The organism is Pontimicrobium sp. MEBiC01747, assembly GCF_053601635.1.
Window position 1 is genome coordinate 1 of record NZ_JBSHNS010000368.1, and the last position, 14,906, is coordinate 14,906.

Genomic DNA, 14,906 nt, shown 5'->3' on the forward strand with positions numbered 1-14,906 from the left:
ATATTAATTTTATTAAGCTTGATAAATCACATTTGCTATTGTAGTTCTAATAGCAAATTTGTCTTTTTCTCATATTTAATCGTGTTTCTTGAAGGGGTTCTTAACAAACGTTTTTGTTTATTCTGCTTTATTTTTTTCAAAATCATTATAAATAACATTGCAATCATTCTATCTATAAATTTTGTAATAGAAAACAAGTTTCTATTTGTTTTTTCTAACGTATAATCTGCAAGCAAAGCCTTTATATTTGCTTTGCTGCAAATTATAACCAACCAATCTAACTAATAACTTTTATCTTTTGTTAGCCGGTTTTTAAGATAATTTGCGGGCAAAGATTTAATGTTTAAAAACTACTTTGCCGCAAATTATAACTAACCAACTAATCTAACTTTTATTTCAACAGACTTAGCTTTCTATAATTTACGAGCAAAGTATTTAACTTTGCCGTAAATTATAACCAAACCAACTAAATCTAAAAAAATCTTAAATAATTTATCTTTTTTACATATTAGAAATACACTATAGTTTAAAAGATAAACAAGACTTTAATATTTTAACAAGATTACATTATAATATGTAATTGCTTTGATTATTAAACAGCTTAGAAAAGAAATACCCTAATTTTATTTTTTTTTATTTAGATTTGAAGCAGGAAAACCCCTTTTAAAAACCGTTTTATGGATAAAAAATCTGTTTGCGAAAAGAAAAATTATGAAATAATTTTTAATAATTATTCAGAATCTATGCGCAATTATATGTACTATAAATGCGGAGATTTACAGCAAGCAGAAGACTTAGTTCAAGATGCTTTTATTAAACTATGGAATAATTGCGAAAAAGTAATTTTTGAAAAAGCAAAATCATATTTATTTACATTAGCTAATAATGCCTTTTTAAATGAAGTAGCACACAAAAAAGTTGTATTAAACCATCAAAAACTAAATTTAAAGGTAAGTACTAATGAAACTCCACAGTTTATATTAGAAGAAAAAGAGTTCATGGCCAAATTAACAGGAGCTATAGATAGTTTACCTCCAAAACAGAGAGAAGTATTTTTATTAAGCAGGATTGATAAAAAAAAATATTCAGAAATAGCAGAAATAACAGGAATTTCTGTAAAAGCAGTAGAAAAAAGAATGAGCCAAGCATTGGTTATATTAAGAGAAAAAATAGGAAATGTATAAACTAAGTATACAATATAAGTAGGGTAAAATCTACATAAATTGTTTTATACATAAAAAGTAAAGAATTTTAAGATGAGAAAAGAGTCATTTGATGAAACTTTTTTAGCAAGATGGATAGCTGGTGAATTAACACCAGAAGAAACACGTGCATTTAAAGAATCGAAACATTATCTAGAATATAAAAAGATTAATGATGGTATGAATATGCTTGAAATGCCATCATATAATCATGAAGCTAATTTAGCTAAGTTATATAATACAATAGATAATAAAGCAAATACAACGAAAGTTAAAAAACTAATACCAAATTGGATATATAAAGTTGCTGCAGTACTTATTGTAGCATTGGGTATTATGTTTTTTAATAATACCAATGAGTATGAAACTAATTTTGGAGAACAAGAAGTGGTAACTTTACCAGACAACTCCAAAGTGTATTTAAATGCGAATTCTATATTAGACTTTAATAAAGGTAATTGGGCTAATAATAGAGTGTTAGAGTTTAATGGAGAAGGATTTTTTGACGTAGAAAAAGGAACTAAATTCTCAGTGCAATCCAGTGAAGGATTAGTAGAAGTTTTAGGTACAGAATTTAATGTTATTTCTAGAAAAGACTATTTAGAAGTTAAATGTCACGAAGGAAAAGTAAAGGTATCTACTATAAATGATAATAACATTACTACTACTACTGTTTTAACTGTAGGAGATGCGGTTAGAGTAGTTGATAATGTAGTAGAGAAATGGAACTTTAATGAAGAAAAACCAACATGGTTAAGTGGCGAAAGCTCTTTTAAAGATACACCGCTAACCCAAGTTATTAAATCATTAGAAAACCAATATAACCTTGAAGTTAACCCATCTGGAGTAGATTTAAACAAACGTTTTACAGGAAGTTTTACACATAAAGACGTTAAAATAGCTTTACAAACGGTATTCGGTCCAATGCATATCTCTTATTCTGTAGATAGCGATAATACAATTACATTAAAATAAGAAAACTTGAGTTTTTTTTGTTAATTTGCTGTTTTTATTAAATAGTTTTTAACAAATACATGAAGCTTAAGCTTATTACATTAGTATTTTTATTCACTTACTCTGTAATGATGTCTCAAACAAAGACATCATTTACATATAAGAATACTCCTGTAAAAGAAGTTATATTAGATTTAGAAAATAAATTTAATATAAAACTGTCTTTTGATTCTGAATTAATTGATAGCCAGTTTGTTAACTACATTAGTGATGGCTCTACTCTAGAAGAAGTTTTAATTGTAATAGAATCTCAAACTAATTTACAATTTCAAAAAGTCTCAGACAGATATTATACCATAACGGGAGAACCTGATTATAATTTTCAAAAACCCCAAGGATTAGACGAAGTATTTATTACAGAATATTTAACCACAGGTATAAAAAAAAGAAAAGATGGGTCTATAGTTATAACACCAAAAAGCCTAGGAATTTTGCCTGGCTTAACAGAGCCAGATGTACTACAAAGTCTACAATTATTACCAGGCATAAAAAGCCCTAATGAAACCGCAACAGAATTATATGTAAGAGGTGGCACACCAGATCAAAACTTAGTACTTTGGGATGACATAAAAATATACAATTCCGGACATTTTTTTGGCTCTATTTCTGCATTTAACCCGTATATAATAAAAGATGTTAAACTATTTACAAGTGGCACAACAGCAAAGTATGGAAATAGAATATCTAGTGTTATAGATATTAGCTCTCAAAATGATATCCCTAATAAAACTAAAGGAGGTTTTGGTTTTAATATGACGCATGCAGATGTTTATGTAAAAACACCAATAAGTAAAAAACTCGGTTTAATGGTCTCTACGCGACGTTCGTATACCGACTTAATAAACACATTTACTTTTCAAAATTTATCTAAAAGAGTCTTTCAAAACACTAAAATATCAGAAGGAAATACCTTCTTCGATAGTGACCCTATTAAAATAACTAAAGAATTCTTTAGATTTTCTGATATAACAGCTAAAGTAATATACGAGCCTACAGAGCAAGATAAAGTAGTATTTAGTAGCTTATTTACCACTAATAAACTTGATTATAATTTTTTTAATGAAGCTTTCGGTGACATTTCTAAAGATAAATTAGATGTAGAAAACCAAGGGATGAGTATTAAATGGATGCATAGCTATAACCCTAATTTTTCTCAGGCTTTAAAAGCATATAAATCGTACCATGACTTAAAATATAAAGGAAGCAATATTTTTTCAGAAGGTTTCAGCGATTACTACCAAAAAGAAAATAATATAGACGATTATGGAATTGCTCTGCATAATATTTGGAGGCTTAATGATAAAAAAACTGTAAATTTTGGATACGATTTTTCCAGTAGCAAAGTATACTACGCCTTTAAGTATAACACAGATGCATACGATTTAGGAGATTTAGAAGATAGATATAATTTTTCAAATACTTCAGTAAATAATATACACGCACTTTATTTAGAATATAACTACAGGAATGATGATAAATGGCTTTTTAACATTGGCCTTAGAGCTAACCAAGTCTCTTTATTAGATGAGTTTTATGTAGAGCCCAGGTTTAATTTTGAAGCAAAACTAAACACAAACTTTAAGCTAAAATTATCAGCAGAACAATTGCACCAAACTATAGTGCAAATAGAAGAATTGGTAGTTAGTAACTTTGGCTTGGAATCTGAATTATGGATCTTAGCAGAAGATAATATATCTCCATTATTAAAAAGCGAACAAGCCTCTGTAGGTGTTAATTTTAATAAAGAAGGTTGGAATCTAGATGTCGATTTTTACGTTAAAAAAATAAAAGGATTAACGTCTTTTTCTAGAGGGTTTAATGTACTCCCTTTTTCTACTGGAGAAAGTGATATTAAAGGAGTCGATATTTTATTAAAGAAAAAAATAGATAATTACAGAACTTGGTTTGGCTATTCTTTTGTAAACAACAACTTTAAATTTAAAAACCTTAATAATAATGAGTCTTTTCCAGCAAACTTTCATATAACCAATCAAATCAATTGGTCGCATTCATACATATGGAACAATTTAAGCTTTTCTTTAGGCTGGAACTATAGAACAGGCGCACCGTATACTAGAGGACTTGGCTTAGATGAGGATGATAATGTTACCATAATTTACGATAAAATAAATAACGAGCGTTTACCTAGCTATCATCGTTTGGACTTCTCTACAACTTATAAGTTTAATTTTTCTCCAAAAGAAAAATGGAAAGGAAAAATAGGACTCTCTATTTTTAATATTTATAATAAAAAGAATATTTTAAGTAAAACCTACGAAGTAGGGTTTACAAGCAGTGGAAATAATGTATTACGAGAACTAGAAAAAACCTCTTTAGGTATAACACCTAACTTAATTTTTAGAGTTGAGTTTTAAACTAAACAGATTTTTTATGAAGCAAACGCGTTAGCTTTATAGATAAATCTGTGAGTATAATTTTAGAGTTACCATTACGCTCTATATGGTAAATAGCATCCTGTAACTCATTAGAAATATCTAGGATATTGTTATTATGAATAAAAGGGGCAAAGTTTTCTAACTTAAACTTTTCGGTTTTAATATCTATATAAACCAAGTCATTGGCGTTGTAATTTAATAATAAAGCTTGCCTAAAAAAGTCTAAGCAAAAGTTTAAAAATTGTTTTTGAGTCTCTCTACCAGTTTTAGCGATATCTTCGCTCCATTTAATTAAATCTAAAATAGCTCCTTTATTTCCTTTAGCTTTAAAAGCAGAACGAACCCAAAAAATAAACCAAGTTTCAAACTGTAAATCTTCACTGTCTTGATATACTAAATCACAAGCTTTGTTATAATTCCCGTTAGCCTGATGTGCAATTTTTGTAGCAACACTATCATCTAAACTATAATTTTTAATTAGAGCAGCTTTTATGTCATTCTCTGCCAAAGGAGGAAAATGTAATATCTGGCAACGAGATTTAATGGTACTAATTATTTGTTCTTCATCTTCGGCTATAAGAATAAAAATGGTTTTGTTAGGAGGCTCTTCAATAAGCTTTAAAAGTTTATTGGCAGCGGCAATATTCATTTTTTCGGCCATCCAAATAATCATAACTTTATAACCACCTTCATAAGCTTTTAAAGTTAAAGCTTTAACAATATCTACAGATTCATCAACACCAATTTGACCTTGCTTATTATCTACTCCAAGAAGTTTATACCAGTCAAATAAATTACCATAAGGTTGTTTGGTTAGTAATTCTCTCCATTCTTCTAAAAAATGACTAGATACAGGGTGTCGTTTTACTTTATCGTTAGTAGTAACAGGAAAAGCAAAATGTAAATCTGGGTGAGAAATGTTTTTAAACTTTAAATTACAGGCTTCATTACCGTTAGTATTTTCTCCAGAAATATTAGAACATAAAATATACTGAGCATAAGCTATAGCCATAGGAAGAGTTCCGGAACCTTCTGGCCCAACAAATAATTGAGCATGAGGAATTCTGCCGTTATCTACGCTTTTTGTTAGATAAGTTTTTATATGGTTTTGTCCTAAAATATCACTGAATAGCATAAAGCAAATATAGTTTACAAAATAAATAAAAACTATTTTTTTAGATTGTATAAATATCATTGTTTATTTTGTGTGTAGAAAGACTTAACGGTATGCTCTTAATTACATATCTTTGAAGGTTTTAAAAAACAATAGCTATTTGGTTTAAAGTATAGAGAAGTCTCTTAAAATGAAAAACAGTATTCTAATTGTATTTTTTTTATTAGGAAATAACTTATTTTTTGCTCAAGAAAATAGGCCTACACAAGACGATTCATCTATTGAAGGTCAATCTTTTAAACAAGTAAATGAATTCTATATTTACGGAGACTCTAGGATAATAGGAAATAACATACTAAGTGTTAACAAAACCCTACCATTTAACGATGTAGAAGCTAATAATGATGATCTAGAAATGCTATATGTAGATATAGATAACGATCCAGAAACGTTTAGCTCTAGTTCTGCATTACTTAACTTGCCAGATGATTTAGAAAAAATATCTTATGCCGGTTTATACTGGAGTGCTACTTACCCTTACGATACTGGGACTAGACACAAAAATTATAATAATTTTGTTTATAAAGGGCACAACAAAAGAAAGAAGGACATAGAAAAAATAAAGTTTAAAACACCAAACGGAAAATACCAAGATATAGAAGGCGAAATTATTTACGACGGAATAAATGTGCCAACACACACCATAAACGCTCCCTATGTTTGTTATGCAGAAGTAACAGACATTCTTAAAAACATAGAAGAAGTAAAAGGAAATTATACCGTTGCTAATATAAAAGCAGCAAATGGTTTTATTTCTGGAGGAAGTGCTGGTGGATGGCTATTATATGTTATTTATAAGGCGCCAACTAAAAATGCAAAATATATAGCAACATACAATGGATTTAGTTTAGTTAATAAAAACACTGTAGATATTAAGTTTAAAAACTTTAAATCTATAGATCAAGGCTATGTAAAAACAGACCTGTTTTTATCGGCTTTAGAAGGAGATGCCTCTTTACTTTTAGATGACGTTTCTATTATAAAAAATGATAAAACGTTTTTACCTTTATTAAACGATTCCAGAAAAACATATAATTTTTTTAATAGCAGTATTACAAAATACAGCTGTATAAATACAACGCGTTTACCTAGCAGCAAAAATACTTTAGGGTTCGATATAGCAAGGATTAAAATACCTAATTATAAAAAATCGATAATAAGTAATGATATAACCAGTACAACACTTAGGTTTAAAACGAAATCAGATAGATATTATTTGTTTTTTACTGCGTTTCAAACAGAAATAAGTCAAACCCCATTTAATAATAAAGTAGAAATAAAACCCCCAGTTATTGCTTCTAAACAGCCAAAACATCAAATTATATCGAGGGCTCGCATAAAGCCTAGTTTTAATGAAACCAAAACAGATAAAAGTACTTTGGATGAAAAATTATTAAAACGTAAAGATTATAATTCGGATGAGTTTAAAAATTTAGTGAACCAAAAATCAACACTTATTGCAGGATTAAAAAGCGGTTATTATGTTATAACTAATGCGTTTACAAATGCTAAAAGTGCAGGTAAATGGGAAGCCTCCTTAATAACTAAAGGATATAACCCTAAAACATTTATAGACCCTAAAAATAATAAGAGATATGTTTATGTTTTAAAAACAGAAAGCGCAAAGGAAGCATTTAAGAAGCAACAAGATATAATTCAAGATGTTCTTTATAGGGAAGCTTGGATTTTAAAAATAAATTTAGATTAATAATATACCAATACAATATAATGAAGACACTTAACGACTTTAATTTTAAAAATAAAAAAGCACTAATACGAGTAGATTTTAACGTACCACTAAATGATGATTTTTTGGTTACAGATGCTACAAGAATTACATCGGCAAAACCAACTATTATAAAAATATTAGAAGATGGGGGGAGTTGTGTATTAATGTCTCATTTAGGAAGGCCTAAAGGAGTAGAAGCTAAATTCTCTTTAAAGCATATAGTTGGCAAAGTGGAAGATGTAATAGGAGTAGAAGCTAAATTTGTGTCTAATTGTGTTGGAGAAGAAGCAGAAAAGGCTGTCGCTAACTTAAAACCAGGAGAATTATTAATTCTTGAAAATCTGCGTTTTCATGAAGAAGAAAAACAAGGAGATAAAGCTTTTGCAGAACAACTATCTAAACTAGGAGATATATATGTTAACGATGCTTTTGGTACAGCACATAGAGCGCATGCATCTACAACGATAGTTGCAGAGTTTTTTCCAGAAACCAAATGTTTTGGTTACTTATTAGAACAAGAAATAAAAAGTATAGATAAAGTACTTAAAACTGGAGAAAAGCCAGTTTTAGCTATTTTAGGAGGAGCAAAAGTTTCATCTAAAATAACGATTATAGAAAATATTCTAGATAAAGTAGACCACCTTATAATTGGAGGAGGTATGACGTTTACTTTTATTAAAGCACAAGGCGGAAGCATAGGAAATTCTATTTGTGAAGATGACAAAATAGAGTTGGCCTTAGATATTTTAAAACAAGCTAAGGAAAAAAACGTACAAATACACTTACCAGTAGATGTTTTAGCAGCAGACGCCTTTAGTAACGATGCTAATACACAGGTTATGGATGTAAATGCTATACAAGAAGGATGGCAAGGTTTAGACGTAGGACCAAAATCTGTAAGCGTATTTCATGAAGTAGTTATGCAATGCAAAACAATACTTTGGAATGGACCTTTGGGAGTATTTGAATTAGAACGTTTTGCTAATGGAACAATAGAATTAGGAAATGCCATTGCAGAATCTACTAAAAAAGGAGCATTTTCATTAGTAGGAGGTGGAGACTCTGTAGCAGCCGTTAAACAATTTGGATTTGAGAAAAAAGTAAGTTACGTAAGTACAGGAGGAGGAGCTATGTTAGAAAGCTTAGAAGGTAAAACACTACCAGGTATAGCTGCTATTTTACAATAGAAAGAATTAATTATAAGATATTTTAATACGCTACGTTGTAATATAAAGCACTTTAAATGATTAAATATAAATACATATATATACACTTTTTAATGTTACTAAGCTGTGCAGGATTGCAAGCTCAAGACACGTTACAGAAAAAAACAAATAGGTATACAGAAGCAGAATTAGTAGCAGGAGAAAAATATGTTGTAGATACAATAATAGATGGTAAAACACTGTATAAAAAAACAATAGAAGCCGTTGTAAAACCTACAGATACTGTAAAAACGTTTCAAGATCATGCCTTTGCAGCTGAGGTAGATAAAAAATGGATGGAAGAGTTATATAATAACTCTCTTTTTGATACTATTTATAGAGAGGTAACAGGTTTAAAATATGAAGCCGTTTATTATCCCGAACTACCCACAGACACCTTAAAAGCAAGATTAGAGCGATTAAATGCAAAAACACCATTTAATGTAGAATATAATCCAGCTCTAGAAAGTGTAATAAAGTCATTTTTAAAAAATAGACATCAATCTTTCGAGCGTTTAATGGGGTTAAGTAAGTATTATTTTCCAATGTTTGAGCGTGAATTAGATAATTACAACATTCCATTAGAAATGAAATACCTTTCTATTGTAGAATCTGCTTTAAAACCTAGAGCAAAATCTAGAGTAGGGGCAACTGGCTTGTGGCAGTTTATGTTTGCTACAGGTAAACAATACGGATTAGATGTTAGTAGTTATGTAGATGAACGTAGCGACCCTATAAAATCTACAGAATCTGCTTCTAAGTATCTTGCTAAACTCTATGAAATATTTGGAGATTGGGATTTAGCATTAGCAGCATACAATTCTGGCCCTGGAAACGTAAGTAAAGCAATACGACGTTCTGGAGGATATAAAAATTATTGGAACATACGCCCTAATCTTCCACGTGAAACAGCTGGGTACGTGCCTGCATTTTTAGCTACGATGTATATTTTTGAATATGCAAAAGAGCATGGCTTTATTCAACATAAACCAAAGTTTAATTATATAGATACCGATACAATTAGAGTAAAACAAATGATTACTCTAGATCAAGTTTCAGAATTTACAGGAGTTAAAATAGAAACACTTCAGTTTTTAAACCCTTCGTATAAGTTAGATATTATTCCAGTAATAGAAGGTAAAAACTATACATTGAGGTTACCCGCAAATGTTGTTGGAGCTTTTGTAAATAATGAAAAAGAAATGTATGCATTTGCTAAAGCAGAATTTGATAAACGAGAAAAACCACTACCTCAATTACTAAAAGCAGATACTAAAACACGATATAAAGTACGAAGTGGAGATTATCTTGGAAAAATAGCAAGAAAGTTTGGTGTTAGGGTTAGCCAGATTAAAAGATGGAACGGTTTAAGGAGTAATAATTTAAAAATAGGGCAAAGGCTAACCATTTTCCCTAGAAACCCATCAGCGGCTTTAAAAAAGCCTAAAAAAACAACAAAAACGAATAGTAAAAATTTTAAAGGAAAAACGTATAAAGTAAAGAGTGGAGATTCTTTATGGGGTATAGCTCAAAAGTTTCCTGGAGTTTCTGTTCAAAATATTAAAGATTGGAACGATATTAGTGGTAATAAACTTAAACCAGGTATGGTTTTAAAAGTTTCAAAAAGTTAACAATCTAACAAAACAAATATTATATCATGCGAAAACTACTATTAATAGCAATAACTATATTGTGTATAACGTCTTGCAAAGAGGATAACAAAAAGAAAGTAAAAATACTACCACAATCTGCATCAAAAATAAATACGCTTTCCGTTGTTATGGATAATGAGCTTTGGGAAAACTCAGTTGGAGAGACTTTACGAGAAGTATTAGCAGCACCAGTAGATGGTTTACCTCAAGAAGAACCGTTGTTTTCTATGAATCAAATCCCTACTGAAGTTTTTTCTGGCTTTGCTAGAAATAATAGATCTATAATTAAGGTAGAAAAAGGTACAGAAAGTGGTGTTAAAATATTTAAAGACAAATATGCCAGACCACAAAAACTTATAGTGGTTAGTGGTACTTCTATTAGCGATATAAAAGCTCAAATTAAAGACAATGCAGATTTAATAGTAAAAGCATTTAAAGAAGAAGAAATTAAAGAGTATCAGCGTCGTATAGCAAAGTCTTTGCATAACACAGATGATATAAAAGAAAAATTAGGAATAGATATTCGTTTTTCTAAAGCATACCGAATTGCTAAAGCAGAAGATAAGTTTTTCTGGATAAGAAAGGATATTCCAACAGGAACCCTTAACCTAATGCTTTATGAACTTCCATTAAAAGCTATTAATAAAGATGAAAATATTATAAGCCAGATAATAAAAATAAGAGACTCTGTTGGTAAAGAGCATATTGAAGGACCAGTAGAAGGTAGTTATATGGCTACAGAAATGTCTTATGCACCATACTTACTTAATACCACGATAGATAATAAACCAACGCTAGAAGCTAAAGGGATCTGGGATGTTAAAGGTGCTTGGAAGGCTGGTCCATTTATTAATTATAGTATAGAAGATAAAGCAAATAATAGAATTATTATAGCAGAAGGTTTTGTAGACGCGCCATCTATTAGTAAGCGTGAACATGTTTTTGAGTTAGAGGCGATGATAAAGTCTATTAAAATTCAAGAATAAAAAATTGTACTAACAACATAAAACCCAATATAACATTGGGTTTTATGTTGTTAATATTGTAATGTTGATAAAATTAAACACTTGTATTGTCGGTACCAGTTGTTGTAATTGCAGGAGGCCTTACACCATTACAAATACCAGTTGAGGTGTTTTTACTTTCGTGTATTGAAATTGTAGTAGTATTACCTCCAATAATTTTATGCGATAGTTTTTCGTTTAATTCTACTACATTTAGTTTTTTTAATTGTAACACATTTATTTTTGTTTTCATAATATATTTGAGTTTGTAAATGACCTTATATAATTAAGACACATTTAGATTAATAAATTCTTTTTAAACTTGTAGATAAAACTTTTATTGAAAAGTTACACTTCGAATTTCTTATTTTTTATAAGTAAAACAAAAGAAAAAGAGGTCTGTTTTATAAAAAAGAACTTTTAAATTTCTTAAAATAAAAAAAATAACTCGCTGTATAACAACACTGTAGACGTAGTGTTATAAAGTTGTTTTATAAAAACAAATACTATATTCTTAATTAAGAAATTAATTGCTATTAATAATGATTAAAAATCCCTATTGCATTTTCCTTATTCTTTTTTTACTCTTTTTAAAAATTGGAAAAGCTCAAGTAGTTACAGAAACAGAAGTCGAAGCACTCAGGAATTCATTAATAAAATACTACAAAAATGATAGAGAAAAAGTAATTCCTTCAACTAAAAAATTTATTAGTATGAGTAAGGCAATTAATAAAGAAGAGTATATACTAGAAGGTTACGGTACTCTAATCTTAATGTATACTCATATTAATAAAATGGACAGTATTTTATATTTTCATGAAAAAGCATTACAACATTGTTCAAAACCAAAAGATAGTGTGCGCTTTATACTAGACCTTGCAAAAACATATGAGAAGAGAAATATGTATATGGAAGCCATAGAGCAAGTACATTTAGGTTTAAATATTGCAGAATTAAACGGAATAGATAACCAAATAGAAAAGATTGACAAAGATTTAGATTTTTTAAGATATAAAGTGTTTGATCTTAAAAGAGAAGGATTAGAAGAGTTAAAAAAGCAGTACAAACTGGCAAAAGAAAATGGAGCAAAACAAAGAATTAAATACATAAGATTATATTTAATACAACGACAAATTGAGCATAAGCAAGCTAATGAAGCTATTATATTAATTGAAGAAGGACTCGCAGATATAAGCGCAACAAATAATCATAAGTTTTTATATGATTTTTACTTATTAAAAACAAAAGCTTATATCCTAAAACAGGAAGAGAGACAGGCTAAAATAGCAATGCAAAAAGCATTAGCTATAGCTAAAAATGAAGATTTAGGAGAGTATATTTTTAGTGAAGTAAAATATGAACAGGCAAAAATTTATGGTTTACAAAAAGACTATAAAAACCAAGTAATAATTTTAGAAGAAATACTTAAAAAAGATATTACTTATAGTCCATACCAATTAAGAGACTATTATGAGTTATTAAAAGAAGCTTACGAGCAATTAAATGATATAGAGCTTTATAAGAATTATTCTAAAAAATATGAAGAAGAGGTAAAGAAGATTCAAAAAATTGAAAAAGAATCTCTTGTTTTATCTCATTTTTTAAAAGAAGACATCACCAATAACGAAAAAGAAAAACAAAAGAAACAAAAGAAAATACTGGGCATTGCTTCTTTTTTGCTACTTATAGTATTAGTACTTATGTTTTATAAGTATAAATCCAATAAGAAAGAAAATCAAGAGTTATTCGAAATTCTCATGTTACGTATTAAAGATCATGAAGAAAACAGAGTTAAGTTAGAAGAAGCTTTAAAACATAAAGAATTAAATACTGTAAAAAGAGAGCAAGTAGAACCACCTAAAAATGATTTGAAAGAACAAGAGGAATCCCTTTATGTTATTGATGATGAAAAAGTAAACGAAATTTTATTAAAACTTAAAAAGTTAGAAAGCCAAAAGTACTTTTTAAGGCAAGATTGTACACTACACAATATGGCTAAAAAACTTAAAACTAATACCAGTTATCTTTCTAAAATTGTAAATAAACACCTAAACAAAACGTTTAGCGCATATATAAACGAATTAAGGATAAATTATGCCATAATAGAACTTAAGCATAATAAACAACTAAGAGCATATTCTACTAAAGCCATAGCCCAAGAATTAGGGTATAAAAAAGCAGCCTCTTTTACTAAATACTTTAAAGAAGCTACTGGCATTACACCTGTTGTTTATATTAAGAAAATTAAAGAATTAACTTAACTATAAACTATTTTTTAAGCTTATTAGAAGTCCTAGTCTTTTTTATAAAAATGGCTAGGACTCATTTGTTTTACGCGTTTTTTAAAGGTTAATTTGAGTATCAAAATTTTGATTAAATCATATCTTTTTCTACAAATGCATAGTAGAAAATATTAACATTTTAAAACAAGAATTATGAAAACACAAAACAAGAACGTATTAAATTTTAACAAAAACACGATTGTTGCACTAACAGAAAAAAATATGAATGCAGTTTTTGGCGGAACGATTATTAACATACCAACTTTTACATGTGGAGGAGGAGAAGATATGTGTCCAACAAGAAAATAACCTATAAATACAGGTACTTATGAAAACACAAAACAACAAATTAGATTTTAGAAAGCGGAATATTATTGAGTTAAATGATGAAAAAATGGATGCAATTTCTGGTGGTACAACTTCATTCTCTTTAGCTGTTTCACTTTCAGTATATACAATAACCATATTAACTAAAAGGTTTTAATAAGAATGTATTACTTGTTTAATTAAAAACACAAATTATGAAAACACAAAACAAAAAATTAGCATTTAAAAGAAGTGCTATAGTAGAGCTTAATGATAAGAAGATGAATGAAATTTCGGGAGGAACTTCTGCTCCATGTATTATTATAGGTACAATTTTGTTAACAATACCTAGAAATACTTTTTAGTCCTCAATTTAACCTGCATTCTGCATTAGAAACTATCGTACTTAACAATTTATTGTATGCATAGGAATATATTCTAAAACTCTAAGGATTAATTACTTTGCTATTGCAAAGTAGCTAACTATGCTTATAAATAGCGCTATGTACTAATAGTCGAGAATTCTATTGTATAATTTAGATTTAAAATGAGAACATTAAAATTCTATTATTCTCTTAAATAAAAACCCCAATGCATTGCATTGGGGTTTTATTATATATAAAAAGAAAGATTAATCTTCTTTCACTTTTTTTGTAGTATCCTCTTCCTCCTTACTAGCGTCTTTAAATTCTTTAATTCCACTACCTAGACCACGCATTAATTCTGGTATTTTTTTACCACCAAATAATAATAAAATTAATACTACTATTATTGCAATCTGCCAAGGCCCAATCATGCCTAAATATATACTAGCTGCTATCATAACTTTAAATTTAAAGTACAAAGTTAATAATTAATGTTTAGAAAGTAAGTTAAAAAAGAATAATACTAATGACATATAAAAATACTAATAGGTCCAACACAACGCGTTGTGTTGGACCT

At 28.8% G+C, this 14,906-nt stretch carries 14 protein-coding genes; 11 read left to right on the top strand and 3 right to left on the bottom strand.

Annotated features, from left to right (window positions below; translation table 11 throughout):
• Positions 1 to 677 precede the first annotated feature (677 nt).
• From ACVC2P_RS11940 to ACVC2P_RS11950, 3 genes are all read left to right on the top strand, one after another.
• The gene (locus tag ACVC2P_RS11940) at positions 678 to 1,184 is read left to right on the top strand and encodes an RNA polymerase sigma factor (RefSeq protein WP_452598698.1); all 507 of its coding nucleotides are present in this window, start codon (positions 678 to 680) and stop codon (positions 1,182 to 1,184) included.
• Positions 1,185 to 1,256: 72 nt separating this feature from the next.
• Positions 1,257 to 2,177: a FecR family protein gene (locus ACVC2P_RS11945; protein WP_452598699.1), complete on the top strand. Its 921-nt coding sequence runs from the start codon at positions 1,257 to 1,259 to the stop codon at positions 2,175 to 2,177.
• A 59-nt stretch (positions 2,178 to 2,236) separates the two neighbouring features.
• Entirely contained in the window at positions 2,237 to 4,591 is a 2,355-nt protein-coding gene (locus tag ACVC2P_RS11950; RefSeq protein WP_452598700.1) for a TonB-dependent receptor domain-containing protein, read from the top strand.
• A 1-nt stretch (position 4,592) separates the two neighbouring features.
• Here the strand turns inward: ACVC2P_RS11950 and ACVC2P_RS11955 are convergent, their stop codons facing one another.
• A complete protein-coding gene (locus ACVC2P_RS11955) occupies positions 4,593 to 5,747 on the bottom strand; it encodes a DNA polymerase III subunit (RefSeq protein WP_452598711.1) in 1,155 nt (384 codons plus the stop codon).
• A 169-nt stretch (positions 5,748 to 5,916) separates the two neighbouring features.
• On the opposite strand from ACVC2P_RS11955, the gene ACVC2P_RS11960 reads away from it, so the two are divergent.
• The 4 genes from ACVC2P_RS11960 to ACVC2P_RS11975 are packed head-to-tail and all read left to right on the top strand — an operon-like array spanning position 5,917 to position 11,358.
• Positions 5,917 to 7,494 carry a hypothetical protein gene (locus tag ACVC2P_RS11960; RefSeq protein WP_452598701.1) on the top strand — a complete coding sequence of 526 codons (1,578 nt, stop codon included), beginning with the start codon at positions 5,917 to 5,919 and terminating at the stop codon, positions 7,492 to 7,494.
• A 20-nt stretch (positions 7,495 to 7,514) separates the two neighbouring features.
• Positions 7,515 to 8,702: a phosphoglycerate kinase gene (locus ACVC2P_RS11965; protein ID WP_452598702.1), complete on the top strand. Its 1,188-nt coding sequence runs from the start codon at positions 7,515 to 7,517 to the stop codon at positions 8,700 to 8,702.
• A gap of 56 nt (positions 8,703 to 8,758) precedes the next feature.
• Positions 8,759 to 10,351: a LysM peptidoglycan-binding domain-containing protein gene (locus tag ACVC2P_RS11970; RefSeq protein ID WP_452598703.1), complete on the top strand. Its 1,593-nt coding sequence runs from the start codon at positions 8,759 to 8,761 to the stop codon at positions 10,349 to 10,351.
• 26 nt (positions 10,352 to 10,377) lie between these two features.
• Entirely contained in the window at positions 10,378 to 11,358 is a 981-nt protein-coding gene (locus ACVC2P_RS11975) for a DUF4837 family protein (protein ID WP_452598704.1), read from the top strand.
• 73 nt (positions 11,359 to 11,431) lie between these two features.
• On the opposite strand, the gene ACVC2P_RS11980 is transcribed toward ACVC2P_RS11975, so the two are convergent.
• Positions 11,432 to 11,629 carry a hypothetical protein gene (locus tag ACVC2P_RS11980; RefSeq protein WP_452598705.1) on the bottom strand — a complete coding sequence of 66 codons (198 nt, stop codon included), beginning with the start codon at positions 11,627 to 11,629 and terminating at the stop codon, positions 11,432 to 11,434.
• Positions 11,630 to 11,918: 289 nt separating this feature from the next.
• Between ACVC2P_RS11980 and ACVC2P_RS11985 the strand changes: the two genes are divergently transcribed.
• The 4 genes from ACVC2P_RS11985 (at position 11,919) to ACVC2P_RS12000 (ending at position 14,329) form a co-directional block, all read left to right on the top strand.
• Complete coding sequence (locus ACVC2P_RS11985; protein WP_452598706.1) at positions 11,919 to 13,637, top strand: helix-turn-helix domain-containing protein; 1,719 nt, start codon at positions 11,919 to 11,921, stop codon at positions 13,635 to 13,637.
• 174 nt (positions 13,638 to 13,811) lie between these two features.
• Positions 13,812 to 13,967: a class I lanthipeptide gene (locus ACVC2P_RS11990; RefSeq protein ID WP_452598707.1), complete on the top strand. Its 156-nt coding sequence runs from the start codon at positions 13,812 to 13,814 to the stop codon at positions 13,965 to 13,967.
• Positions 13,968 to 13,986: 19 nt separating this feature from the next.
• Positions 13,987 to 14,142 (top strand): class I lanthipeptide, encoded by a 156-nt coding sequence (locus tag ACVC2P_RS11995; protein ID WP_452598708.1) that lies wholly within the window; start codon positions 13,987 to 13,989, stop codon positions 14,140 to 14,142.
• Positions 14,143 to 14,179: 37 nt separating this feature from the next.
• Entirely contained in the window at positions 14,180 to 14,329 is a 150-nt protein-coding gene (locus tag ACVC2P_RS12000) for a class I lanthipeptide (RefSeq protein WP_452598709.1), read from the top strand.
• Positions 14,330 to 14,595: 266 nt separating this feature from the next.
• On the opposite strand, the gene ACVC2P_RS12005 is transcribed toward ACVC2P_RS12000, so the two are convergent.
• The gene (locus ACVC2P_RS12005; RefSeq protein ID WP_452598710.1) at positions 14,596 to 14,787 is read right to left on the bottom strand and encodes a Sec-independent protein translocase subunit TatA/TatB; all 192 of its coding nucleotides are present in this window, start codon (positions 14,785 to 14,787) and stop codon (positions 14,596 to 14,598) included.
• Between the last annotated feature and the right edge of the window lie 119 nt (positions 14,788 to 14,906).